This is a genomic window from Leptospira langatensis (assembly GCF_004770615.1).
Lineage (GTDB): Bacteria > Spirochaetota > Leptospiria > Leptospirales > Leptospiraceae > Leptospira_B > Leptospira_B langatensis.
The window spans coordinates 121577-145954 of record NZ_RQER01000010.1 but is presented as its reverse complement, the minus strand read 5'-3'; the positions used below and the strand labels follow the sequence as shown (position 1 = coordinate 145954).

24 protein-coding genes are annotated in these 24378 nt (G+C 45.1%); 15 read left to right on the top strand and 9 right to left on the bottom strand.

From position 1 onward, the window contains the following. The first annotated feature begins 45 nt into the window (after window positions 1-45). The 6 genes from EHO57_RS14975 to EHO57_RS14950 all read left to right on the top strand — a co-directional run bounded on the left by EHO57_RS14975 (window position 46) and on the right by EHO57_RS14950 (window position 4362). Window positions 46-867, top strand: coding sequence for an aldo/keto reductase (locus EHO57_RS14975; RefSeq protein WP_135645921.1), 822 nt, complete (start codon window positions 46-48; stop codon window positions 865-867). 142 nt (window positions 868-1009) lie between these two features. After that, window positions 1010-1465: a MarR family winged helix-turn-helix transcriptional regulator gene (locus EHO57_RS14970; protein WP_135645922.1), complete on the top strand. Its 456-nt coding sequence runs from the start codon at window positions 1010-1012 to the stop codon at window positions 1463-1465. A 100-nt stretch (window positions 1466-1565) separates the two neighbouring features. Beyond that, a complete protein-coding gene (locus EHO57_RS14965; RefSeq protein WP_135645923.1) occupies window positions 1566-2003 on the top strand; it encodes a DoxX family protein in 438 nt (145 codons plus the stop codon). Between the two features lie 359 nt (window positions 2004-2362). Then, window positions 2363-3673: a sensor histidine kinase gene (locus tag EHO57_RS14960; protein ID WP_246050715.1), complete on the top strand. Its 1311-nt coding sequence runs from the start codon at window positions 2363-2365 to the stop codon at window positions 3671-3673. Between the two features lie 72 nt (window positions 3674-3745). Beyond that, window positions 3746-4024: a GNAT family N-acetyltransferase gene (locus EHO57_RS14955; protein ID WP_135645925.1), complete on the top strand. Its 279-nt coding sequence runs from the start codon at window positions 3746-3748 to the stop codon at window positions 4022-4024. Further along, window positions 4021-4362: a VOC family protein gene (locus EHO57_RS14950; protein ID WP_135645926.1), complete on the top strand. Its 342-nt coding sequence runs from the start codon at window positions 4021-4023 to the stop codon at window positions 4360-4362. The genes EHO57_RS14955 and EHO57_RS14950 overlap by 4 nt, the downstream gene beginning before the upstream one ends. Here the strand turns inward: EHO57_RS14950 and EHO57_RS14945 are convergent. Together EHO57_RS14945 and EHO57_RS14940 are read right to left on the bottom strand one after the other, a co-directional pair. Next, window positions 4334-5602 (bottom strand): BaiN/RdsA family NAD(P)/FAD-dependent oxidoreductase, encoded by a 1269-nt coding sequence (locus EHO57_RS14945; protein WP_135645927.1) that lies wholly within the window; start codon window positions 5600-5602, stop codon window positions 4334-4336. The two genes, EHO57_RS14950 and EHO57_RS14945, sit on opposite strands and share 29 nt — an antisense overlap. A gap of 19 nt (window positions 5603-5621) precedes the next feature. Continuing rightward, window positions 5622-6488, bottom strand: a complete 867-nt coding sequence (locus EHO57_RS14940) for a pirin family protein (RefSeq protein WP_135645928.1) — start codon at window positions 6486-6488, stop codon at window positions 5622-5624. 75 nt (window positions 6489-6563) lie between these two features. On the opposite strand from EHO57_RS14940, the gene EHO57_RS14935 reads away from it, so the two are divergent. Both EHO57_RS14935 and EHO57_RS14930 read left to right on the top strand, forming a co-directional pair. Next, on the top strand, window positions 6564-7034 hold the full coding sequence (locus EHO57_RS14935; RefSeq protein ID WP_135645929.1) for an SRPBCC family protein: 471 nt from the start codon (window positions 6564-6566) through the stop codon (window positions 7032-7034). 101 nt (window positions 7035-7135) lie between these two features. Beyond that, a complete protein-coding gene (locus EHO57_RS14930; RefSeq protein WP_135645930.1) occupies window positions 7136-8842 on the top strand; it encodes a hybrid sensor histidine kinase/response regulator in 1707 nt (568 codons plus the stop codon). Here EHO57_RS14930 and EHO57_RS14925 read toward each other — a convergent pair. The 3 genes from EHO57_RS14925 to ilvB all read right to left on the bottom strand — a co-directional run bounded on the left by EHO57_RS14925 (window position 8831) and on the right by ilvB (window position 12846). Next, entirely contained in the window at window positions 8831-9436 is a 606-nt protein-coding gene (locus EHO57_RS14925; RefSeq protein ID WP_135645931.1) for an anthranilate synthase component II, read from the bottom strand. The two genes, EHO57_RS14930 and EHO57_RS14925, sit on opposite strands and share 12 nt — an antisense overlap. After that, window positions 9433-10851 carry an anthranilate synthase component I family protein gene (locus EHO57_RS14920; protein ID WP_135645932.1) on the bottom strand — a complete coding sequence of 473 codons (1419 nt, stop codon included), beginning with the start codon at window positions 10849-10851 and terminating at the stop codon, window positions 9433-9435. The genes EHO57_RS14925 and EHO57_RS14920 overlap by 4 nt, the downstream gene beginning before the upstream one ends. 264 nt (window positions 10852-11115) lie before the next feature. Further along, entirely contained in the window at window positions 11116-12846 is a 1731-nt protein-coding gene (gene ilvB / locus EHO57_RS14915) for a biosynthetic-type acetolactate synthase large subunit (protein WP_135645933.1), read from the bottom strand. 360 nt (window positions 12847-13206) lie between these two features. On the opposite strand from ilvB, the gene tpx reads away from it, so the two are divergent. The 3 genes from tpx to EHO57_RS14900 all read left to right on the top strand — a co-directional run bounded on the left by tpx (window position 13207) and on the right by EHO57_RS14900 (window position 14579). After that, the gene (gene tpx / locus EHO57_RS14910; RefSeq protein WP_135645934.1) at window positions 13207-13725 is read left to right on the top strand and encodes a thiol peroxidase; all 519 of its coding nucleotides are present in this window, start codon (window positions 13207-13209) and stop codon (window positions 13723-13725) included. 64 nt (window positions 13726-13789) lie between these two features. Next, window positions 13790-14221 (top strand): DUF3995 domain-containing protein, encoded by a 432-nt coding sequence (locus tag EHO57_RS14905; protein ID WP_135645935.1) that lies wholly within the window; start codon window positions 13790-13792, stop codon window positions 14219-14221. A gap of 46 nt (window positions 14222-14267) precedes the next feature. After that, on the top strand, window positions 14268-14579 hold the full coding sequence (locus tag EHO57_RS14900) for a phosphoribosylpyrophosphate synthetase (protein ID WP_135645936.1): 312 nt from the start codon (window positions 14268-14270) through the stop codon (window positions 14577-14579). A 120-nt stretch (window positions 14580-14699) separates the two neighbouring features. On the opposite strand, the gene EHO57_RS14895 is transcribed toward EHO57_RS14900, so the two are convergent. Continuing rightward, window positions 14700-16184, bottom strand: coding sequence for an aldehyde dehydrogenase family protein (locus EHO57_RS14895; RefSeq protein WP_135645937.1), 1485 nt, complete (start codon window positions 16182-16184; stop codon window positions 14700-14702). 409 nt (window positions 16185-16593) lie between these two features. On the opposite strand from EHO57_RS14895, the gene EHO57_RS14890 reads away from it, so the two are divergent. The 4 genes from EHO57_RS14890 (at window position 16594) to EHO57_RS14875 (ending at window position 21389) form a co-directional block, all read left to right on the top strand. Next, complete coding sequence (locus EHO57_RS14890) at window positions 16594-18117, top strand: HDOD domain-containing protein (protein ID WP_135645938.1); 1524 nt, start codon at window positions 16594-16596, stop codon at window positions 18115-18117. A 146-nt stretch (window positions 18118-18263) separates the two neighbouring features. Continuing rightward, window positions 18264-19565, top strand: a complete 1302-nt coding sequence (locus EHO57_RS14885) for an LruC domain-containing protein (RefSeq protein WP_135645939.1) — start codon at window positions 18264-18266, stop codon at window positions 19563-19565. Between the two features lie 109 nt (window positions 19566-19674). Beyond that, window positions 19675-20727, top strand: coding sequence for a sensor histidine kinase (locus EHO57_RS14880; RefSeq protein ID WP_135645940.1), 1053 nt, complete (start codon window positions 19675-19677; stop codon window positions 20725-20727). Beyond that, a complete protein-coding gene (locus EHO57_RS14875) occupies window positions 20724-21389 on the top strand; it encodes a response regulator (RefSeq protein WP_135645941.1) in 666 nt (221 codons plus the stop codon). Before EHO57_RS14880 ends, EHO57_RS14875 begins: the two co-directional genes overlap by 4 nt. Here the strand turns inward: EHO57_RS14875 and EHO57_RS14870 are convergent. Genes EHO57_RS14870 through EHO57_RS14860 form a run of 3 tightly spaced genes read right to left on the bottom strand, consistent with a single transcriptional unit; the run spans window position 21386 to window position 24370 of the window. Beyond that, window positions 21386-22003, bottom strand: a complete 618-nt coding sequence (locus tag EHO57_RS14870) for a DUF1554 domain-containing protein (RefSeq protein ID WP_135645942.1) — start codon at window positions 22001-22003, stop codon at window positions 21386-21388. The two genes, EHO57_RS14875 and EHO57_RS14870, sit on opposite strands and share 4 nt — an antisense overlap. Before the next feature lie 9 nt (window positions 22004-22012). Further along, window positions 22013-22846, bottom strand: coding sequence for a fibronectin type III domain-containing protein (locus EHO57_RS14865; RefSeq protein WP_135645943.1), 834 nt, complete (start codon window positions 22844-22846; stop codon window positions 22013-22015). A gap of 9 nt (window positions 22847-22855) precedes the next feature. Then, a complete protein-coding gene (locus EHO57_RS14860) occupies window positions 22856-24370 on the bottom strand; it encodes a FecR family protein (protein ID WP_135645944.1) in 1515 nt (504 codons plus the stop codon). Between the last annotated feature and the right edge of the window lie 8 nt (window positions 24371-24378).

Here is a 24378-nt window from a genome sequence, read left to right as displayed (position 1 = left end):
ATCCTTCTCATAAACTAAAAGAAGCCCAAGCAGTCTAAGTCTGGTATGCAAAGTTCTATTTTGAATCAATCGGTCCGTTTAAATAACGGAGTGGAGATGCCTATTTTCGGACTGGGAGTTTGGAAGACCAAATCCGGAAAGGAATGTGTGGATGCAGTGAACTGGGCCTTAGAAGCCGGATATAGACATATAGATACTGCAAAGATCTATGGAAACGAAGCGGATGTAGGAAAGGCAATCAAAGAGAGCGGGGTCCCCAGAGAAGAATTATTTATTACTACAAAACTCTGGAATGGAGACCAAAAGAATCCTCGCAAAGCAATAGAAGATTCCCTAAAGTCCTTGGGAGTGGATCAATTAGATCTTTACCTCATCCATTTTCCCGTAGGAAGTACCAGAAAACAAGCTTGGAAAGAATTAGAAAAATTTTATAAGGAGGGACTAGCCAAAGCCATCGGTGTAAGCAATTATACCATTCCTCATCTTCAAGAATTATTCGAATATGCCGAGGTGACTCCTACGATCAATCAGGTGGAATATCATCCCTTTCTAAACCAAAACGATCTCTTAAATACTTGCAAAAAGAATAATATAGTTTTGGAGGCCTATAGCCCTCTCGCTCATGGGGAGAAGGTATCGGATGCCAAACTCGGCGCGATGGCAAAAAAATACGGAAAGACCCCGGCTCAGATACTCATACGCTGGTCTATCGATAAAGGAATGGTAGTCATTCCCAAATCGGTTCGCAAAGAAAGGATATTGGAGAACTCCCAAGTTTTTGATTTCAAACTATCCGAGGAAGATCTGAAAGAGATCGAGACATGGAACGAGAACTTCCGTACTTGCTGGGATCCTACGGGAGCCTAAGGATCCTTAGATTTCCAAGAAAAGAAGAATGTAGAAAGACTGGACGAGGCCGAAAAAGAGCGTTTCTAAGAATTCCAACTTTTTTGTTGACTTTTTCGAACTTGGCCAGTCTATATAGTAATAGTTCAATCTTAAAGTATTTATGGCCACTCATTACAAAGGAAAGCCGAGAGAAATAAAGGTCTTAGACGCCTATATTAAATTGAGCCGTTGCGCAGACTCGATCAAAGCCATGGAAGAAAAATTCCTAAGCCAACACGGTTTGACAAGCGGGCAGTTCGGATGTCTAGAGACTCTCTATCATATCGGTCCGATGTGCCAAAAAGAGATCGGCCAAAAGATCTTCTCCTGCGAAGGGAATATCACTCAGATCATTGATAATCTTGAAAAGAGATCCTTGGTTGTTCGAGTTCGAAGTGAAGAAGATAGACGTTATTTCATCATCAACCTGACACCCGCCGGAAAGGAACTGATCGGAAAGACCTTCCCGAACTATGTGGACCAGTTAAAGGATAAAATGTCTCCCCTGAGTGACGATGAGTTAAAGCAGCTCGGAGAGATCTGTAAAACCGTAGGACTTAGCACCCAAACTGCGTAGGAGGAAGGATCCATGTTTTTCGGACTTATAGGCCCATTACTTTAATAATAAACTATTAACCAATAGATTATACATGATAGAATCATTCAGGAGGAATATTGTGATTCAAAAACTTCTTAAAACCGACTCGGACCTTACTTCTCTCATACTCAGGATCGTTCTGGCTGTGGTCTTCTTCCCACATGGAGCACAGAAAGTATTGGGCATTTTCGGAGGCTACGGCTTCTCCGGAACATACGCGTTCTTAACGAATGCAGGCTTTCCTGGAATACTCGTGCTCTTATTGTTTGCTGCAGAGTTTTTAGGACCTATCGGACTTCTAACAGGTCTCTTGACAAGAGTCGCAGCAGCTGGGATCGGAGTCGCGATGCTTGTAGCAAGCACCACTCACCTAGCGCACGGATTCTTTATCAACTGGACCGGCGGGCAACAAGGAGAAGGAGTCGAGTTCCATATACTTGCGATCGCAATCTCACTCGTGTTGGTCATCAAAGGCGGAGGAAAAGCTTCCTTGGACGGAGTGATCGCTAACAAATAATCCAATAATACTGCATACCTAACTACCAACTGGAGAGGCTTTCGGGCCTCTTTTTTTTGCATCCACCGGATCTTGGTTTTGCTTTTCTTCGCCAAATCGGTGACGAAATTTATTTCCAAAAACTCATCTTTGTCGGAACAAAACAAAAAAGACTAATCTGAAGGGTTTAGTGCCTCTTTCCTTTCAGGCTAAAATCCTCCGTTATCCGAAACTATATTACATAATTTGGAACAAAAAAAGAAATCGAAACATCTTTTTGAAAGAGATGGAGTATCATATTTTTTTCTGATTCGAAGAGTCTATTACTAACAATCATGGAAGATGAAAAAAAATCCGGCTGGTTAAATCGGATTTTCAAATTGATAAGAGAATATTCTACTCCCAAGCTATCCGTATCCTCAGGACTTTCCTTTTGGAGAGAACTGATCCTTACTTCCCTTATCTTTAGCATATCTCTACTCGGAACCATTGCCTATGTCCCCAGTGTGTATCTGGCTTGGAAAGAAGGCAAGACCGAGATCCTTTGGATCGATACTTTTGCTCTCATTCTAATTTATGTTCTAGTCATTGGCAAAAGGATCCCCTTTTGGTTAAAAGCGACCTTAATACTCGCGTTGAACTTTCTCTTAGGGACCGCTCTTTTACTTGCATTAGGTCCGGAAGGAGGAGGGATGCTTTGGCTCTTTCCATTTCCAGTCCTAGCGGGAGTTCTATTCGGATTGGTCCCTTCCCTATTCGGGCTTTTGGCAAATGCGATCGTAGTCTATTTAGTGGCTCAGGCACCCTATTATCTTTCCTTACCATGGTACATGGCTCCGGAAAGAATGTATGTGGTAGGATTGAACTTCCTAATCGCTAACACGATCGTATGCGTCCCTCTAACCATTCTCATGAGAGGATTACAGGCAAGCATAGAAAGAAGGAACGAATATCTCTCCAATCTTAGATTAAGGAAATCTCATATTTATAGATCCAAACGGATCCTGGAAAACGAGATCGCTCGTAGAATAGAAATAGAAAAAACCCTAGAAGACAATCTGAGAGAGAAGGAAGTACTTCTTCATGAGATCCATCATAGGGTAAAGAACAATCTGCAGATCGTTTCAGGCATGTTGAACCTACAAAATATGTATGCCGGGGAATCTACTAGCTCCGAAGTTCTTTCCAAAGCACAGAGTAGGATCACAGCGATGGCGATGATCCACGATCATCTCTACAAACAAGACAGATTTGCAACTGTGGATATGAAGAATTATCTGGAATCCCTTCTCCAGCATTTGGTGACCTCCTATTTTCCTGCGGGAAACAGGATAGGATTCGAATCGGATCTGGATCCAGTACGCATCTCCATGGAAAAAGCTATCCCTTGCGGGCTGATCGTGAACGAGCTGATCTCGAATTCCTTAAAGCATGCCTTCCCCAATGATAAAAAAGGAAATATCAGCGTTAAGTTGAAGATCCAAGGCTCTCATCTTCATTTAACGGTCGAAGACGACGGAGTCGGAATGCCTTCTATCCAAGAATGGTTCGGCGTGGGTTCTTCTAAGGCCGAGGCTTCGGACTCCCTCGGGCTTATGATCATTCGATCTCTCTGCAATCAATTGAAGGCGGAACTGGATCTTAAAAATACGGGCGGAACTTCGGTTTGCTTGATTTTTTCAGCTCAATGAGTTTTCGTTGGATCAGGATCAAATTCGGCTCCTTCTTCTGAAAAGAAAAAGTCGAATCCATAGAGGCAAAGGATGAGCGCCGTAGAACACGATACTTCCGCTAAAAAGTTTTTTATTCTAGAGGAAGGAAGAGAAGCCCATCTCATGTACAGAGAGATCGGTGCTGGCATTTGGGATCTCTATCACACTTTTGTCCCGAGTGAGTTCCGAGGACAAGGGATCGCATCCAAATTGGCGGAGAAAGCATTGAACGAAGCTCGCAAACTCGGCAAGAAGATCATACCAAACTGCTCCTATGTCCAAACATATCTCAAAAGACATCCTGAATTTGCCGATCTAGCAATCGAATGATCCATCATATCGCGATCTCTACCGAAGACCCGCAAAGACTCAAACGATTTTACGAAAAGATCCCAGGACTCGTTTTCGAGAAGGATCATTTTTTCAAGGACGGAGAGCTTAGATCTTCTTGGTTCCTCGCAGGAAATACCCGCCTCATGATCGAAAAAGAACCCGTAAAGAAGGCGCCATTCGCATTGGTATTCGCCGCTACTTCTCCCGAAGAGAGAAAGAAGATAGAAGTGGATTTCGGGGATATCTTAAGAGAAGAGACTGACTATACGAAATATTTTCTGGATCCGGACGGAAATCGTTTGGGTTTTAGTTCTTATCCCGAGCGCTGGAGCTAAGCTCCTTCGCAATGGACAAGGCCGCGATATAAGAAGTGGTCCAAGCGTTCTGAAAATTAAAGCCTCCCGTGATCCCATCTATATCCAGCACCTCTCCGGCGAAATGCAGCCCTGGAACAATCTTACTTTCCATCTTAGTAAAATCCACTTCCTTGCGTTTGACCCCGCCACAGGTGACGAACTCCTCCTTAAAGACCCCTTTTCCTTGGATGCGAAATACGGTTCTCTTTAAGATCTCTTCCGCAATATGCAATTCTTTGGAAGAAACCTCGGACCATCTTTTTTCCGCCCCGGTCGCCTTCTCCCAGATCCTTTCCCAAAAACGAGAAGGAAGATCGAACTCGGCATTGGTGCCCGGCTTTCGAGCAGGATTTTCTTTCTTCTTTTGGAGAAGTCTTTCTCTCAAATCCTGTCTAGAAAGATCGGGAACCCAATCGATGATCAAATTTTCCTTATATTCAGTACGGAATAATTCTCTGGCGCCCCAGGCCGAAAGTTTAAGGACTGCCGGCCCGCTCAACCCCCAATGCGTGAATAGGACCGGTCCTCTCTGTTTTAGTTTAGAATTTTGTAATGATACTTCCGCATCTGCAACGGAAAGTCCTTGGAATCCGTCCAGTAGATCGTCCTGGATCTCAAAAGTAAAAAGAGAAGGCACCGGTGACTCTATAGTATGCCCCATGTTTTCCAGCCAACCCCATACCTTACGAGAGGAACCGCTTGCAACTAGGACCGCATCGAAATCCTCTTCTCCTTCTTCCGTTTGGATCCTGAATCTCGAGCGAGAAGGGTCTTCGTTCGTATAAATGCCAGTGATCGGTACCTTGGTCTTGATCTTAACGCCGAGTCGCTTCGCCTCTTGTAATAAGCATTGCAGTATTGTCTCCGAATCGTCTGTGACAGGGAACATCCTTCCGTCGGATTCGGTTTTTAATTTCACTCCTCGGGTCTCAAAGAACCGGATCGTATCCTTCGGCTGAAAGATCTCGAAGGCTCTTCTTAATTCCTTTTCTCCCCTAGGATATCTTTTGGCCAGTTCCTCCGGCTCGAAGCAAGAATGAGTAACGTTGCATCTTCCTCCACCGGAGATCTTTACCTTGGAAAGTGCATTGGGGGATTTTTCGTAGAGGGAAACTTCTACCCTACTTTCGGAGAGAAGGCGAGTTTGGATTGCACCGAAGAATCCGGCGGCTCCTCCTCCTATGACTACTACTCTTTTGGTTGAGGAACCGGATTGCAATCCACTCTCCTAGTGCGTTTTAGATCGTACCCATCTTGCCTTCGGAATAATCCTCAAAGGCTTGTTGGATCTCCTGAGGCGTGGTCATCACGAAAGGACCATAACGAGCCACCGGCTCATTCAGTGGTTGTCCTCCCAGGACCAAAATTTCCCAAGCAAAATTTTCGGGAGCACGGAAACCTATGGTGCCTTCTCCGCCTTGGTAATAGATGGTCTCACCTTCTTCTACGTCCCATTCTTTTTCGGGATCTATGACTGTGCCCGATCCAACGAACGGATACGCCAGAATATTATATCCTTCCGGAACAGGTACCTCTGCATACGCTCCCGGAGAGAGTTTTAAATGAAAGAACACTATAGGCGTCTCAGTCTTGATGATTGCCTTGGTTCCCCAAAGTTCTCCGGCGATCACCTTGGCCCATACGCCGTCCTTTTCGACGGTCGGCAATTCGGAAGAATCCATTTCCTGATAACGCGGAGAAATAAGTTTTTTCTCACGGGGAAGGTTTACCCAGATCTGAAACCCGTGCATCCTTCCTCCTCTAGACTGAAAATCCGCAGAAGGCAATTCGGAATGTACAAGTCCTGCTCCGGCAGTCATCCATTGGATCCCACCTTCTTTTAATTTTCCGGCATGGCCCCAAGAATCCCTATGCTCCATTTCTCCAGATAAAAGATACGTAACGGTCTCGAAACCGCGGTGAGGATGGTCCGGTGCTCCGATCGCTTTTTCAGGTTCGTACACTACGGGTCCCATTTCATCCAATAGTAGGAACGGATCCCAATACGAAAAGCCTGGTACAGGGAATGGTCTTCGTACTGGAAAGCCTCCTCCCTCTAAAGTTTTTTCGGCGATTCTTGTTCCGGTTATTCGTCTAAAACCCATATTTCCTCTCAATATAGATTGGACTTTGAAAAGCTCTCTTTCGGGAATTCTTTTTCGAAAACCAAAACAGATTCTATGACTACAACAACGATTGCATTCACAGTTCCCGTTTCGTTAGTCAGAGCGTTCGAGTATGTTTCGGATCCGGAAAGATTTTCAGACTGGTCCGAGAATATTTTCTCTTCTTCCCTAATGAAGAAGGAGGAAACATTTTATATTAAGATAAAGTTCTGGATCTTCGGACTTCGATCAGAATACAAGATCTTAGAGTCTCAATATCCAAATCGCTTTGTAGTAAATTTCAAGAATAGCGTATTGAATTTAAGAGAGACCTTTTCGTTATACCCGGATCCAAAGGGTTCGGATACCGATACCAAAATACTTTTTACGAGCCAATTAGAACTTTCGGGAATCGCTAAACTCCTTCTTCCATGGATCTATCCCAAGGCAGGAGAAAGAATACGAAAAGACATCAGGAAACTACAAGAGAATCTCTCACAAGGAAAGGTCCTTGGAGCAAGAAATTTTCAAGTCATTAAGGGATAATGACAAAATAGAGTCATCATAATTCAGTTAAAATCCTTGCGTTTTTGCTTTCAAGTAAGAGGATAAGGTCCGTTCTTTTAGTCCACTTATTCAAGAAACGTATGGAAAGTAAGTCTCCTCATGCAATTGCACCTCTTCCCGCAAATGAAGCGGAACGGGTTCAGGCATTAGAGCGTTATAAAATACTCGATACTCCTCCGGAAGAAAAATACGACCAGATCGTAAAGGCCGCCTCCCTAATTTGCGGGACACCGATCGCGCTCATCTCCCTTCTAGATTCCAAAAGACAATGGTTCAAAGCAAAAGTAGGATTGGATGCGCCGGAGACCGAAAAGGAAATTTCTTTTTGCCAATTTGCCTTGGGAGAACGCAAGGTTTTCATCGTAGAGAACGCCGATCAAGACAGTCGATTCAAATCCAATCCTCTCGTAACGGGGCCACCATTCATTCGATTTTATGCGGGAGCGCCTCTGAATACTCCTGACGGATATACGATCGGAACTCTATGCGTTATCGACAATAAACCGAATCATTTGGAACCTCATCAAATAGAAGCCCTGCAGGCGTTAGCCAATTCGGTCATTTCCTATATGGAGTTAGAAGAAAAATCCAAAAAACTGATCCAACTCCAGGCCGCTGCAATCGAATTAGAAAAAGCTAAAGAACAATTCTTTGTGAACATGAACCATGAGTTCAGGACACCGGTTCACGGGATCTTGGGAATGGTCGACCTTCTCCGTCAGACGAATACTACTACCGTTCAAGACCAATATTTGACTTCCCTTACGGACAGCGCCGATCATCTGATCCGATTGATCAATGACGTGATCGATTTCAGCAAGGCCGAATCGGGAAGCCTACATTTCAATTCTATCGAATTCGATCTGATCGCACTCATCGAAAAACTGAATGCGGACGCGTCCGATGAGGCTTTTAAGAAGGGACTGGCGTTTAAGACCATCCTTCCTCCTGCGACTAGATCACTATTCGTTCTTTCCGATCCCGTCCGAATGAGACAGGTATTTTCCAATCTAGTATCTAACGCGTTGAAATTTACGGAGAAGGGAGGAGTCACCATTGATCTATCCATTCTATCCGAAACGGAAAAGAATATTAATTTTTCTTTAAGCGTTAGGGACACTGGGATCGGGATCGATTCTCATAGAATGCCTTCCCTATTCGAAGCCTTCTCCCAAGCGGATATCTCCTCTTCTCGTAAGTATGGCGGAACTGGACTCGGCCTTGCGATCTGCAAAAGGATCTGTGAGAAACTTGGTTGGAAGATCCGAGTAGAAAGCGAATACAGGGTAGGCTCGAATTTCATTTTGGATTTCGAATTAGAAAGGGTCGAGCCTCCAAAGGAAATTACTCGTAACAAGACAGAAACAAATGCGAGTCTGGATTTTTCGGATTATTCCAGCCTAAAGATACTGATCGCAGAAGATAATCCTGTGAACCAAAAGTTGATCCAAAAGATGTTGGAGAGACTAGGGCTTAGATCCTCTGTAGTCTCCAACGGATTGGAAGCGCTCGCATTTTGGGAAGAACAGGAAGTAGATCTCCTATTTCTGGATATACAAATGCCCGAATTAAGCGGGATCGAGACAGCAAGGATCCTAAAGAAGAAGCCTAGTTCCCGAAGGATACCTTGGATCGTGGCGGCCACCGCTCATGATAGTCCGGAAGATAAGATGGCTTGTTCCGAAGCGGGAATAGACGATTATTTGGGAAAACCTTTTCGGATAGAAGATCTAGCCGAAAAGGTACGAGAGTTCTTGAAGAATTTCCCTTCTTCCTTAGCTTCCTAATCCATGTATTAAGAAATTTGAAAGCATTTTCCTGCCTCCTTCCGTAGCGAAAGATTCAGGATGGAATTGGATCCCTTCCATTTTCTTTTCCAGGTTTCGAAGGCCCATCAATTCATTCCCCGCATACGCGGTCCTTTCCCATTCTTGCGACAGACTTTCCTCATCCACTAGCAAGGAATGATATCTCATCACTCGAATGCGTTTCGGCAGGTCGGAGAATACTCCTCTTCCGTCGTTTTCTATCTCCGAGATCTTTCCGTGCATCGGTCTTTCCGCCGTTTTGATCCTTGCCCCCGCGAAATGAGCGATCCCCTGCATTCCCAAACAAACTCCTAGGATCGAAACCTTTCCACCTAACTCCTGTAATATGTTTAGGGAACAACCGAAGTATTCCGGATCGGTAGGAGTTCCAGGTCCCGGAGAAAGTAGAATTCTATCGTATTTTGTATTCACTATCCGGGAGAAGTCCGCCTCATTTTGACGGATCACATCCAATTGGAATCTAAACGGGAATTCCTCCTCTAAGATCTCTCCAGCAAGCTGAAATAGATTATAAGAAAAAGAATCGTGATGATCAACGAGTAGTACCTTCATCGTAAAACCTCCATTGCCTTCAGAACGGCTCCTAACTTATGGCCGATCTCCGCGTATTCGTAATCCGGATCGGAATCGATCACTATACCACCCGATGCACGGATCACTGCTTCTTCTTTCTTTCTGAAATAACTTCGGATCGGAATGCAAAAAGAACAGTTCCCGTCAAAACCGAATTTTCCTACCGCTCCTCCGTAAGGTCCTCTTGGGTCATTCTCTATCCTCTGGATAATTTTCATGGATTCGATCTTGGGCGCACCGCTCAATGTTCCAGTAGGAAAGGAAGCTGCCAGTCCGGAGAACATATCCTTGCCAGGTCGCAAGATCCCGGAGACTTCCGTAGAAAGATGCTGCACATGACTGAAACGTTTTAAAGAAAAGGAATCTCTTACTTTTACTGTTCCGAATTTTGAGACCCTTCCGAGATCGTTCCGATGTAAGTCCACAAGCATATTATGTTCTGCAATCTCCTTAGGATCGGAAAAAAGTTGCAAAGCGAGTCTTTGGTCTTCTTCTGGAGAAATCCCTCTTCGTATCGTTCCTGCTAAAGGAAAACTTTCCGCTAGACCATCCTTCAATCGAAACAACAGCTCAGGGCTCGCTCCTAAATGCACTTCATCCGAAAAGGAAAGAAAGAACATGAAGGGGGATGGATTTACTTTTCTTAATGCTTTGTACAGCTCCAGATCGCCTTGCTTTAATCCAAAGTCCCCTTCTCGTTTTCCGACTTGGAAGGTTTTCCTGAATCCTAACTGGCATTGGAATGTATTCCCCTTTCGGATCTCCTCCAAAGCTAGCTCCACCATTTGCCTATGCTCTTCTTTCGTTTTAGAAAATCCTAGGTCTCTTGCAAAGAACTCAGCCTTACTTACTGCAGAACTTCTGTACGCTTCTTCGAATAGGGAATAACGGTCCGTTCCATAATGAAAATATTTAGATTCGCCGGTCCTTCGATCGATCAGGATCCCATCTTCCATCCAAGCGAATTGGAACTTGGGAAATCTGGGATGTTCCTTTAATCCAAGGCTCGGTTCCATATCGTTCGCTGCTTCGTAGGAAAGATATCCGTACAGTCCTCCTCCTCCCGCCTCCGTATATTCCAGAAAGGATGTGTTCGGACTAAAGATCTGGGAAAGAAGCTCATACGGATTTCCTCTTCCGATCTCCTTCCCGTCTCCGTACAAACGATCTTCCTTTGCGGAGAAGATCCGCTTCGGAAACGCAGAGATAAAACTAAATCTGGAATTATCCGTTTCCGGCCCTAAGCTTTCCAAGAGAACAGAGGTTTCGGATACTTCCAAAAGCCTTTGGAAGAATTCCAGGATATCTTCTTCTTTCAAAGGAAAAGGACGTAAGATCGGTTTCGGAGAAAGGGATTTGGCTTCTTTTCTTAAATTTTGCACTTCTATAGACATATTGCCTCCTTAAATTTCGAGCCGAATGCTCGGTAATATATTAAAGAAAAGGAATATTTAGATATGCTTAGGCCCGGACGGGCCACCAAGAAGCGGAGATAAAAGAAAAATTACAGGAGCATGGATTCGAAACAGGGATCTCACCGAAAGTATAGCTCTCGCAAGCAGAGGAGAAAATCCGAAACCCACAAACGGAAACTCTCTCTTCCAGGACAAAGAAAGAGAGAATTCCGTACAAGAGTCTCTGCTTGTAAAAGCGTTTGTTCAACCGAGTAACATCTCCAAATTGCTTTTTCCGGGAGGGACCATTGGGAGAACCTGGAGATCCGGATGGATCGGGATCACTGCTACCCCCGGCCCGTCTTCCGTCAGAAACGATCTCAGATCCTCCAAGGTTTTTCCTTCTTCTCCCAGATCCAAACTGGGAATGCCGAATGCCCTTCCTATCCGAGAGAATTTGGACTCGTAAGGATAGGCACTTCCATTGTATCTAGATCCGTAAAATAGATTCTGTTGCTGACGAACGAGTCCTAGATTCCGATTATCGAATATTATAATTTTAACATTCGCTTTCAGCTCGCTCAAAGTATCCAATTCCTGGATATTCATCAAAATGGAACCGTCTCCGGAGAAACAAATTACCTTTCGATCTGGACTCGCCAAAGCCGCTCCGATCGAACAAGGCAATCCGAATCCCATGGTCCCAAGCCCACCCGAGGTCAAAAAGGTTCCCTGTTCTTGGAAAGGATAGTACTGAGCTACCCACATCTGGTGTTGTCCTACATCCGTAGTGACGATCGCTTTCGGCCCTAAGAATTCCGCGCAAGTCCGGACCATAAGATCCGGGGAATACCCCTCCTCCGTAGAAACAGGGCTCAAAGGAAATCTCTCCTTGTAAGAACGGACCTTCTCCATCCATTCTTCTCTTTCTCGCTTCGGGAATTCTCCCAAACTCTCCAAGAAGAATCTTAAGTCTAAGCAAAGACCAAAATCAGGTTTTCTTAATTTTCCAATTTCTTTATAATCGATATCGATATGGACCACTTTGGCGTTCGGGCAGAAGGTATCGAGCTTTCCGGTGGCTCTATCATCGAATCGAACTCCGAATGCCAATAGTAGGTCCGCTTCGGCCAAAAGCATATTCGTAAATGGAGCTCCGTGCATTCCTAACATTCCCAAAGAAAGAGAATGTGTCTGGGGAAAAGAATCCAATCCCATCAAAGTAGAAGCCACAGGGATATTCTGCGCTTCCGCAAGAGCCAGGATCAATTTCTCAGAGCCGGATTGCTTCACTCCTCCTCCGATGTACAGAACCGGTCGTTTAGAATTCTCTAAATAAGAATAGAACTTAGAAATGTCCGATTCCGAGATGAAATTGTGGATCTTAGGAGCTCCCGCTTCTTCTTTCTTCCAGATCTCTTCGATCTGAGCCATGGAAATTGGAATGGAAGCCGCCTGTACATCCTTAGGAACGTCTATCCAAACAGGACCCGGTCTGCCTCCTTCTGCGATCTGGAATGCTTCGGGCAAAATGCGGATCAATTCCGCAATAGAACGTACCAGATAATTTTTCTTAGTGATCGGTAGAGAAAGACTGTATGTATCGATTTCTTGGAATGCGTCGGTACCGATCAGGGAGAGAGGCACCTGCCCTGTAATCGCGACTAACGGAATAGAATCCGATTTTGCATCCGCTACTGCGGTAATTAGGTTTGTTACCCCAGGGCCGGAAGAAGCCAGGCAAACGGCGGCTTTCTTTGTGATCCTTGCCTCTCCTTGGGCCATGAACCCTCCGCCCTGTTCCTGTCTGGCAAGAATATGACGAATCCCGCAACCATGCAGAGCATCGTATAACGGCAGATTGGCGCCGCCGGGGATCCCGTAGACATTTCGGATCTCTCTGCGTTTCAAATAAGTTACGATCAGTTCGGCTCCGTTTTTCGGAACCTTCTTCTCATAAATCCAGGCCTTATCTTCCTTTGTGATCGTTTCCATTCTTTGCCTCATGTTGTGTAGAAATAAAAAAAGCCCCTCTCTGGCTTTACGCCGGAGAGGGGCTTTTCGAGGATTGCTGCCTACGAAAGTTCCTTAGGGCGTAAAGCCTGACCTCGGTAGCGTGACCACTACCACCATCCAGAGGACGACCCAAAGGGTGAGACTAGACTGTAGACCTAAGTTTTTCATTGTGTAGGTAAACTACGCGGTTTCCCGCTAAACATATTCACGATACCTGGTTTAAAATTTGCAAGGATTTTTTTAGTTTGGGCCTTCTTCTAAAAAAGCTAGCGGCAGAAATGGATTTTCGTTGCTGAAATCGCATTTAAACGTATTATCCCCTTGCTAAGGAAATCAAAAATGGCAAGCGTTACTCTAAAAGGAAGCCCTGTTCAACTAGAAGGAAAACTATTGGAGGTCGGTACAAAAGCACCCGACTTCACCGGAATTGGAAAAGATCTCAGCCCGAAATCATTGAAAGATTATAGCGGTAAAGTAAAGATCCTAGTCGGAGTGCCAAGCCTGGACACTTCCGTATGTGCGATGGAAACCAAGAAATTCCACGAACGGGCCGCCAAGCTCGAGAATGGGATCGTAACGTTAGTCGTTTCCGGGGATCTTCCCTTCGCAATGAACCGATTCTGCACCATGGAAGGATTGGATTCTCCGAATTTAGTCACACTATCCCAATTCAGGGACTTCTCCTTTTCTAAAGCGTACGGAATTCATATCGCAGACGGAGGATTGAAAGGTCTTTCTGCGAGAGCGGTATTCGTATTGGATAAGAATGACGTGATCCAATACTCTGAGTTAGTTCCTGAGATCGCAAGCGAGCCGAACTACGAAGCGGTGATCGCCGCGGCAAAAAAACTAGTTTAAGTTTTTTTAATCCTACTTCGAATCGAAAAATTCGGATAGGAATTCGATCTTTAAGGAGAAAAGAATGGACTGGATCAAAATGGTGGGAATTTTCACTGGCTCCGTTCTATTCTTTCTCTCCTTGCTCCATATTTTCTGGGCCTTAGGGGGAAGGATCGGTTACTTCTCCGCAATCCCAGAAGTAAGCGGTAAACCCGCATTTACACCCGGTCGAAGTTTGACTCTTTTAGTAGCTCTGGCACTTTTCGGTTTCGGAATGGTGGCGTTCTGGTCGGGCGGATCCCTTTCTTTCGAGAATGCAGACAGCCAGTGGTTTGCCTTGGGGATCTCATTCCTATTTTTAGGAAGAGCCATCGGGGACTTCAGGCTCGTAGGTTTCTTCAAGAAGATCAGATCCTCTCGATTTGCCAGAAACGACGACCTTCTCTATTCTCCCGTATGTGTATTGTTAAGCGCCTCCTATTTCTTTTTAGGATCTTCGGCACTTTTCCATTGAATTCTTATTTTCACTTTAAAGGATCGAGACCGATCAAAGGTAAATCATGAAAGACGCAAACCATTCTTTTGAAACCGTAACCGATGCAGTAAACAGCTTAAAGGCCGAAGGCTATTCCGAAGATTACAATTTACATTGGGGAAAGAATAACAAGGAGTGTAGGATTTACGTCTCCACTTCCGAATTCAAAGTGGATCGATTTTATCGATTCGAAGGAGATACGGACCCTGCTGACGAAGCCATTGTCTATGCGATTTCCTCCGACACATTCAAAGAGAAAGGGATCCTAGTGGACGGTTACGGGATCTATTCCGAGCAAGAGGTAAGCGAACTCGTTGCAAAACTCATCCCCACTTAATTCGAGAAAGACCTCATCGACTAGATAAATTCAACTCTTACTTGCCTTCGGCTGTCGCATAAAAAAGCCCTCCCTCGGAATCCGAGAAAGGGCTTCTTCTTACCGTAAGGAACTCTCCGATTAAACGAAGAACTTCTTAGTCAATTGGATCATTCTATCCACAAAACCGGTGTAAGGAGGATAGAGCATTTCAATAGAAGAGAAAGGAGCTTGCTTGAAGACAGATTTCTCATGAGAGAAGGTCTTAAATCCCCACCAACCGTGATAGCTTCCATGCCCGGAGTGATTGATCCCTCCGAACGGAAGATTCGGGTTCGCAAGATGAATGATCACCTCGTTTACAGCCGCTCCTCCGGAAGAAGTCTCTCTCAATACCTTATTGATCGCTTTAGAATCGCTTCCGAAAACATAGAGAGCCAAAGGCTTCGGTCTAGAGAGGACTTTTTCCACTGCTTCATCTAAGGTCTTATAAGTGATGATCGGCATGACTGGTCCGAAGATCTCATCTTCCATGATCCTTGCGTTTTCAGGAACATTCGCAAGTAAAGTAGGCTCGATATAATTTTCGGAAGAGTCTGTTTCTCCTCCCATTACGATCTTACCGCCCTTCTCCACCGCTTCGTGAATGTATCCGGAAACCCTTTGGAAATTCCTTTGATTCACTAAACGACAGAAGTCCTTATTATTTTTTACGTCCGCAGCGGAATGGCCATAGTAAGACTTAACCGCTTCCTTCGCATGCTTCACGAATTCTTCAGTTTGTCCTTCCGGTAGAAGGAGATAGTCCGGAGCCACGCAAGTCTGTCCTGCGTTCATGATCTTTCCCCATACTAATTTCTTAGCGGCTCTCTTTAGGTTTGCACCCGGAACCACGATAGCAGGGGATTTTCCACCCAACTCGAGAGTCACTGTGGAAAGATTCTTAGCAGCGGCAGCCATTACGATCTTACCCACATGAGTACTTCCTGTGAAGAAGATATGATCGAAAGGCAACTCCATAAGAGCGGTAGAAACGGTATGATCTCCCTCGAATACCGCAACTTCTCCTTCCTGGAAGGTCTCTTTTACAAGTCTAGCAAGAAGTTTAGAAGTCTCCGGTGTGAATTCGGAAGGCTTGATGATCGCAGTATTCCCTGCAGCAAGAGCCGCAGCTAAAGGAGCGATCGCAAGATAGAATGGATAGTTCCAAGGAGCAATGATGAGAGTCACTCCCTTCGGTTCATAAACAACCGTGCTGGTCGCTCCGAAAAGAGAAACTGGAGTCTTTACTCTCTCCGGTTTCATCCAAGTCTTAACATGACGGATCGCATCTTTCAATTCCCCAACGGATGGCATGATCTCGGTCAGATCCGTTTCATGAGGAGCCTTTCTAAAATCTTTTTGGATCGCTGCCTTGATCTCCGGAGTCAGTCTTTCTACTGCGGAGAGGAGTCTTTTCAAGAGTTTCACTCTATCTTTGGGCTTGGAAACTTTTAACACCTGATGAAAATGGCGCTTCTGTACATCGAATACTCTCTGCATCTCTTTCGGATTGGCAGCAGGGAATGCGGTAACTCCGGAGGAAGCCGGGGCGCTCGCAGTGGATTGGGTAGCTGTGGTGGACATGGGATCAATATCTCCTAAGTTCGAACGATTTCTTCCGGAGTCCGGGACGAGTCGGGAACCAGGGTATTATTCCACAAGATTTAGGATTTTGCTGCAACCTTTTTATTGAATGATCATTCCGTAACTTTTAGCGCCAAAAGTCCGAGGACCAAACTATTCAAGTTTTTCCCCAACCCGTTATTTAAAGAAAATTTCCACTTAAACGAGTGATAAACTAATCCATAAGGATTAGTCTTCAGTGGACGCAGCTCCCAAATTTTTTCTTACAAGTTTTCACGGATATACGACTCACTCGGTTTTTTTTTGTCTCTTTGATCCGTATAATTCGCTTAGCAACGACTTATTTTTAACGAAGAAGTCGGAGCAATTTCTTGACATAGACCGCTAACGTTTTTCAGAGTTATATAGTATGAGCCAAGGGAAAACCCTAGAACTTTTCCATCATAAGGATCTGGATTTATTCAGTAATCTGAAGGATCTAAATCAACCGATCACGGAGAATCTTCCGTTTCATTTTAAATTTTTCAATCTTACGGAGAATGTGGATAATATTCTCTCTAAAACCTTGGATCGATATCTTTTGCATCTGGATATCATTTTCGTCCGAGATTCCGTTCTTGCGGCGATGAAAGAAACGATCACCAACACGATCAAAGCCAATATCAAACGCATCTATTTCAGGGAATTACAAGCGGACATCCAAAATCCGAACGAATACCGGACCAAGATCACCGGTTTCAAAAAGACTTACTTGGACAATAAGGAAAAATACGAAGACCTTCTATTTAAGAACAACTACGTGGTCCTCGTTTCCTTCATTCATAACAAGGACACGATCCGTATTCGTGTAATGAACAACGTAAAACTAAGTCCAGAAGAAGTGACCCGGATCAACCAAAGGATCGAAAAGGCCAAGACCTATAACGATCTAGCGGAAGCATTCATGGAAGAAGGGGACGAAACCGAAGGCGCCGGATTAGGGCTCATCATGACACTCATGATGCTCAAGAATGACGGGTTAGGAGCAAGCTCCTACAAGATAGAGAGCCAAGGAAATAATACTTCCGTGATCATCGACATCCCGATCCGCATACAAAAGGAAAACATCCAGATCCAAAAGGCAGAGGAGATCATCAAGGAGGTAGACCAACTTCCTACCTTCCCGAAAGCGATCCAAGATATCCAAGTAGCGATCGATAAACCGAACTCCAGTATCGGACAGATCGCAGAAATGGTTAAGAAGGACGTGGCTCTTTCCGCCAACATACTCAAGCTATCCAATTCTGCCGCTTTCCGTAGAGGTGGAAAGGTAGAATCCTTGGACCGAGCCATCCAATTGATCGGTTTGAAAGAGTTGCAAGTTCTATTATATTCCCTTGGGACCAAGCAGATCCTGGAGAACAAGTTCCCGGCTTTCTTGACCATTTGGGAAAAATCAAACCAGTGTGCGTACTATTGTAAATTGATCGCGCAGAAACTGGCCATGCCGAAGGACGTGGTGAGCAATCTAATGTCCGCTGCCTTATTGCATGATATCGGCGAGATCATTCTTCTTTCCTTAGAAGAAGGTAAAATGAATAAGATCCAAAACTACTCCGCCTCCAAGGAGATCGCATCCTCTATCTCCATGGAAGAAGCTGCCTTCGGGATCACTCATACTAAGATCGGTGCACTCATCGCGGAGAAATGGAACTTCCCTGATCTATACTCCAAGGCCATGGAGTATCATCATAGACCTCAACTCGCAGACGAGCAGTACAAGGATATTATCTATCCGATCTATCTCGGAGACATGATGATCAAGATCAATAACGAAGAAGCCAAGTATTCGGAAATTCCGGATGAGGTATTGAAGTTCTGTAAATTCTTCTCGTCAGGAGATTTCCATTCCTTCCGTACTAAGGCTTTAGAAAGTTTCCAAGCGACGTCGTAACTCGCCCAGCTACGGGCAGTTAGCGTTTTTTACCACACAATTCATCAAAAATATACCTATCCGAAGGTTCTAGTAATCTACACCTTCGGGCGTATTGCCTATTCAAGGGATCTAAGGTCATAATCGAGTCACCGTACGGTGCTTATATGAACCAAATAAAGAAAGTCCTCCTCAGCTTGTTACTCGCTTTCAGCGTTTCCTTCTTCTCGTATTGCTCTTCCTCGAGCGATCCCAACTATGCCTGGCTCATGAGCCTTGCTTCCGGATCGACTGCGGTAACGGCCCCTACTGGAACGACTGACTTCGGCGTAGACATCAACGATGAGACTACCCCGGTCGATTTCGTTTTTGATACTACTAGAACAATTACTGTAAACATCCAAGTGCTCGATCCGATCGCACCAGTGGACGGAAGTATGGTGCAGGTTACTGTTCCTTCCGCAATTCCGGGAGCCGCGAGCAACAAATCCGTTTTCAAGGCGTACTCTAATCCGAGTGGAGAAGTCACTGGAAGTTTTACCATAGACGGAGACACGAACACAGTGCACCTGCAAGTAGAAGCCTATGGCAAATTCTACGACGCAGATATTAGCATAGTCAGTGTTTCTTCCATTAGTAGAAGGATCTCTATCAGCTTTACTGCGAATGTAAAACAGATCGTTGATTCGGACGGGGACGGTGTTCCTGATTCGGAAGATCTTTATCCTTTGGATCCAAACCGCGCGAGTACGATCCGTATTCCCGCAGAAGATTATTATACGATCTCATTCGAAGACTTATTCCCCAAACAAGGAGACTCGGACTTCAACGACTATGTGGTCCGCTCTTATTTCGAAGAAGACTTGAACGCCGCAGGAGAAGTTGCCCGGATCAGAGGATACTTTACTCATGTTGCAAAAGGTGCAGGCTACAATCACACTCTTCATTTCGGGATTCCGGGAGCCAGTGTTAGTTCGTATTCCCTCATTCATATCGGATTCGATGGGACCACTGTAGAAGAGAACTTAAGCGGGGTCGGTCCTACCATGACGGATCTGCAAGTGTTGGGAAATAGTTCTACTACGATCCCTTCTTCCAATGCATCCAGAACGAATACGACTTTCGTTAAGGGTAAGACCGCAAAACTCGAAGTCATTCTCGCAAGCCCTATCTCCAAATTGGTTTTAGGTCCGGCACCCTATGACACCTATCTGAATGTGATCAATACGAGTAAGGATATCCACGCTGCAGGTAAGTATTTCGATGCAAACGGCAAGGACATCTATAGAGATGCGACAGGATTCCCTTGGTCCTTACTCGTCCCAGGTAATTTCCAATGGCCTTATGAAGCTACGGACATTCGCAAGTCCTATCCTCAATTCCAAACCTGGTACCAATCCTTAGGAACCACTGATACGGACTGGTTCCGTAACCCGAACCCTGCGGAGGTTTTTCCGTCTACGCCCTAATTTGGGACTCCTGAAAGAGTAAAAGCAACCTCACCCTTCCCTCATTCGGCCGAGGGAAGGGGTTTTTTTCCTTTTCGGAACTTGAGTCAATATGTAGTCTGATCATAAAGTGGCCAGCCGACTACTCAAACGAAAAGTCAATAAACATAGCGGCTCGTATTCGGAAAATGACAAAGCCTCCATGTACTTTCTCTCTCTCGTCGAAGAGATCTCCCCGATCGTAGCCTTGGACGAGAACAATACGGTATTATTCGCAAACGCTTCCTTTAAGAAAGAATTCCGGCTTCGCTTTCATAGCCCTGTGGGCAAGGACCTATTTAACTTATTAAGACTGGATTCCAAAGAAGAAGCGAATCTCAGAGAGAACCTTCAAAAGGCCCGTAAGACCAAGCTGCAAAACCAAGAGTTCCGAAAGGACAAGAAGTTCTACGGCTATTCCATCTTCCGTTTCCAAGATAATTTAGGAATGATCCTAAAGGATATTACTGAAAATAAGAAATTGGAAAAGAAGATTGCAACCCTTCATACACAGGTGCTCGCTTCTCAAGAAGAAGAAAGATCCCGACTTGCAAGAGAATTGCATGATGGGGTCGGTCAATTGATCTTAGCTGCAAAATTACATTTCCAAGCGCATCAAAAATCGGAGAAGGAACATCCGGAATCCTTCTCCTCCGGCCTTGGATTGATAGATAGGGCCAGCCAAGAACTCAGGGAAATTTACACAAATTTGCAACCTTCTTCATTGAAAGAACTCGGTTTGGAAGCGGCCCTCAGTTCTCTCGCAAACCAGATCTTTCCTCTGCAAAAAATAAAAGTGAAGTCGGAGTTGAAGATCCCCGACAATCTTCCTCAAGAAATACAAAACCAGATCTTTCGTATTCTCCAGGAAATCTGTGCGAATATCCTAAAGCATTCACAGGCCAACAAGGTGGAGCTAAAGATCTTTTCCGAAAAGGATACCTTGATTGTTTCCGTTAAAGATAATGGAAAAGGATTTAAAGAAAAAGAAGCCAGAATAAAATCAACCGGGTACGGCCTGGAAAATATCCGTAGAAGGACCGAGGACCTGAATGGTACCCTGTTCTTGGAAACGGAACCCGGTAAGGGCACTAAATATGTGCTTAGAATTCCTCTTAAGAAACGTTCCAAGGAGAATGTATGAACACAGCGGTGTGCAAACTCTATCTAGTAGACGACCACGCAATATTAAGGGAAGGTCTTAGATTGATCATCTCCGGCCAAAGCGATCTGCAAATCATTGGCGAGAACGGAAATGCGGAACAAGCATTGGACGAGATCGGAAAATTAGAGCCGGACATCCTGATCACAGATATTTCCATGCCTGGTGTGAGCGGGATCGATCTGGTCAAGGGAGTAAAGCGTTACTACCCGAAAGTGCAAGTCATCATTCTTTCTAGACATGATAACGAAGAATACATCCAAAAGCTGGTGGATCTTGGGATCAACGGTTATGTTCTAAAGGACGACGCGGGTGAGGATCTTCTGAGAGCCATCGACGCGGTTCGCAGAAAGGAAACGTATCTTAGCCCAAGGATCGCTACTCGAGTACTTTCTAATATAGGGAAGAAGAAGAACGGAGAACCGGAAGACGGTCCTTCCGTTTTCTCGGTGCTTTCCGATCGGGAAAGACAGATCCTAAAACTGATCTCGGAAGGGAATTCCAACGAAAAGATCGGAAAACTACTGCATATATCTCCGGCAACTGTCAAAGTGCATCGTGCCAATATCATGAAGAAGTTGGATCTGCATAAGGTAGCCGACTTAGTAGTCTATGCAATCCGCGCTGGGATCGTAGAGAGCTAATTTCTCACACAGAGAAGGCTCAAGAGCTGGTCACAAGTATTCGCAAAGCCTTGGTTAAAGGCTCCGATCGTCGGATCTCCGCTGGCTCCATAATCTCCCGGATCGGTTACTAGCGAGCTAGACCAATTGATGCAATCTCCCGCATTTCCACTCGGAGTAAACGCTGCATCCGCGATCCCAGTCCAATAATTCAATCCGGCCCCAGGGATACCGGAAGCGCTGTCCATAGGCAATATGGGGAGAGCGGATCCGCTTGTATGGAATACAAGAGTATTCGTAGCAGGTGTGTTAGTATAATATTTCGTATGAGCAAATAAGGGCCAGCCCGCTCCACCGGGAGTCCTTCCCACACCGGCGATGATCGCGGAATATTCTATTCCTAGACCAGGAAGCGTGGGTGCGTCCGTATCCTTAGAAGACTGACATTTAGCGTCCGCGCCCGATATTCCGCCTAACGCGCCAGTGTAAGTCGTACTTGTGACAAATAGATATCTCATTTTTCCGATGAGACCGAGAAGAATGACCTCATCCGAGCCGGGAAACGGAATAGAGCAAGAACCGAAGACAAGGCTAGAGCAAAGAAGAAGTGCCGAAGAAAATGTACGTAATCCCATAAAACCTCCTCAGAAACTCCTGGAATATTGCAGATCCCATCTGCTTTGAGAAAGTCCTGTGAACATAGAACCGTTCCCGAGTCCCATTACATCCGGCCGGACCTTAACTTGGACCGAATCTCCCGAAGGAAGTCGATTCTCTAGCCAAAGAGAAAGAGCTACCCCAAGGATCGTCAATCCTCCTAAAACAACCTGATTCTGTTGATGGATCTCGTATTGATGCTTATCCTTCTCCCTGGATTGCCAAAGATAGAGAGTAGCTTGCGTGGGAAGATTCAAGCCCAGAAGGCCGATCATCTTGGGATCGTTCAAGGACTTGGATGCAAGTCGATTGCCCGCCTCTCTTTCGGAATTTCCTAGATAGGCAAGAACGGCAAACCCTGCCCAGATCCCGTATGCTTTATTACGTTCTCCTTTGGAATAAAAACCGGTGCCCGGGATCCAAACAAAATGAGAAGTTCCCTTGGAGATCTTAGCTGCGGCCTCTTCCTTCTCTGCGAGTGCGACCGCTTTCGGTCTATCCTGCTCGACCTTGAAGTTCGTCCAAGGAGTATAAGAAGAAGGTTTACCGAAACGATTCAGTCCCGCGATCCGATACTCGTATACTCCGGCTTCTAAGCTGAACTCGATCTCGTTCTCCGTGACTTTCTTTTCTACAACCAGATCCTGAGGTGGTTCCGCCTTGCGGACTTCTACCACGTAGCCTCTGCTTCCTTTCACCTCGGTCCATTCTATATAATAAATAAAGCTTTTGCCCTCTGCAGACAGGCTCCCGCCGAATGATAAGAAAAATATATTAAAATAAAATAATATGTACGGAATTCGACCGTAGGAACGGAACATGATCTCTCCTTAATGGCGAGCTCCGCTGGCCTTGGTTTCAGGAGCAGCGAGGTCTTCCCTAAGTTGTATTTTAAAATCCGCTTCCGATCTTAAATTGGGCTCCAACTCTGATTCTACCGCCCAATGAAAGGTTCCCACATCCAATTTTTCCAAATCTCTGAAATACAATCTATCGCCCTTTGTTTTCTTTTCGTAGATTAATTCGTCGGAAGATCCCTTCCTAAAGAAAAGACGAAATTTCCACTCGGTTTGCTTCTGTTTGGCGGAAATTTTCCAGCGAAAAGTGATCCCTTCTTTTCCTGTCATGTCCACCAAAGCGCCGTTTTTCGGATATTCCAAGGCTAACTCTGCTGCATTTTGAGGTTCAGGAATCGCTCCATTCCCAGTTTCCGCCTTTACTGCGACTTGCTCTTGGGGAAGAGAGATCGAGAATTTACGGGCCTCGGAGAATGTTTCCGTTCCAGGCAAATTCGTGTAGGACTGTATCCTCCAATAATAGGTCCCGGGAGAGAGAGTCAGAGAAAAATTCGTGCGAAACAATTGCGTCTCCACTACGGAAGTGAAATTCGGATCCTTAGAGATCTGAAGTTTGTACCCACTCGCGATCTTTTGTTTTACCCAAGCAAAGGAAACGGTTCTATCTTCTTGCGTGAGATCCTTCTTAGGATACTGCAACTCTACAGGAAAATTCGGGAGAACACGGAACTTTCTCACCTCGGAGATCCTCTTTCCATCCTTGGAGTGGATCCTCCAATAAAAGATCCCCTCTTGGAATTTTTGCTTGTACTGCATTTCCTTCACTGCTCTCTTAGAGACAGGGCCAGTGAAGTCTCGTTTAGAAGAAATTTCTAATATTCCGTCCTCACCGCCGTCCCAATGGAACTCAACGAGCTGCTCTTGTTCGCTCGGGAAATATCGAGTGGAGTCTTCTGGAGAGATCAGATTCCAGGTCGTTAGGATCTTATTTGCATTAAACGCTACATCCTTTTCGCCTAATACTTGTTTAACGGTTCCATCCTCGTTCCATTCTACTTCTCCTTTTTCTACGATCACTCGAGTCCCATTTTTGTCTCGGGTAACTTGGAATTTGGAGTCCGAACCCGCCTGCAGTCCGACCGTTCCCGCAATGACGGATAAGACCTTTTTACCGCTTTCGACTAGGATATTCCCTTCATTCAAGTCCAGGTTTTCCTTACTCTCTTTGAGTTGAAGCACTACCATAGATTGAGGATCTAATTCTATCTTAGTTCCCGATTTTAAGAATACGATCGCCTCGGAAGCTTCGTCGGTCCGTATGGAATCCCTATCGAAGACCGGCATTCCCTGCTCTACATCTTCCCAGAGCATTCTATCCGGAAATTTTCTTTGAGCCGTCTTGTATCGGAAAGAGACAGTACCCATGACTTCTTTTCCTGATCCGCCTCCGGCTCTGGACTCATAGTATAATAAATACAAGGAGAAGAAGAGTATGACTACACATACCGTTCCAACCTGCCATTCCCGTTTGTAAATTCTCCAATCCATTCGTTTCT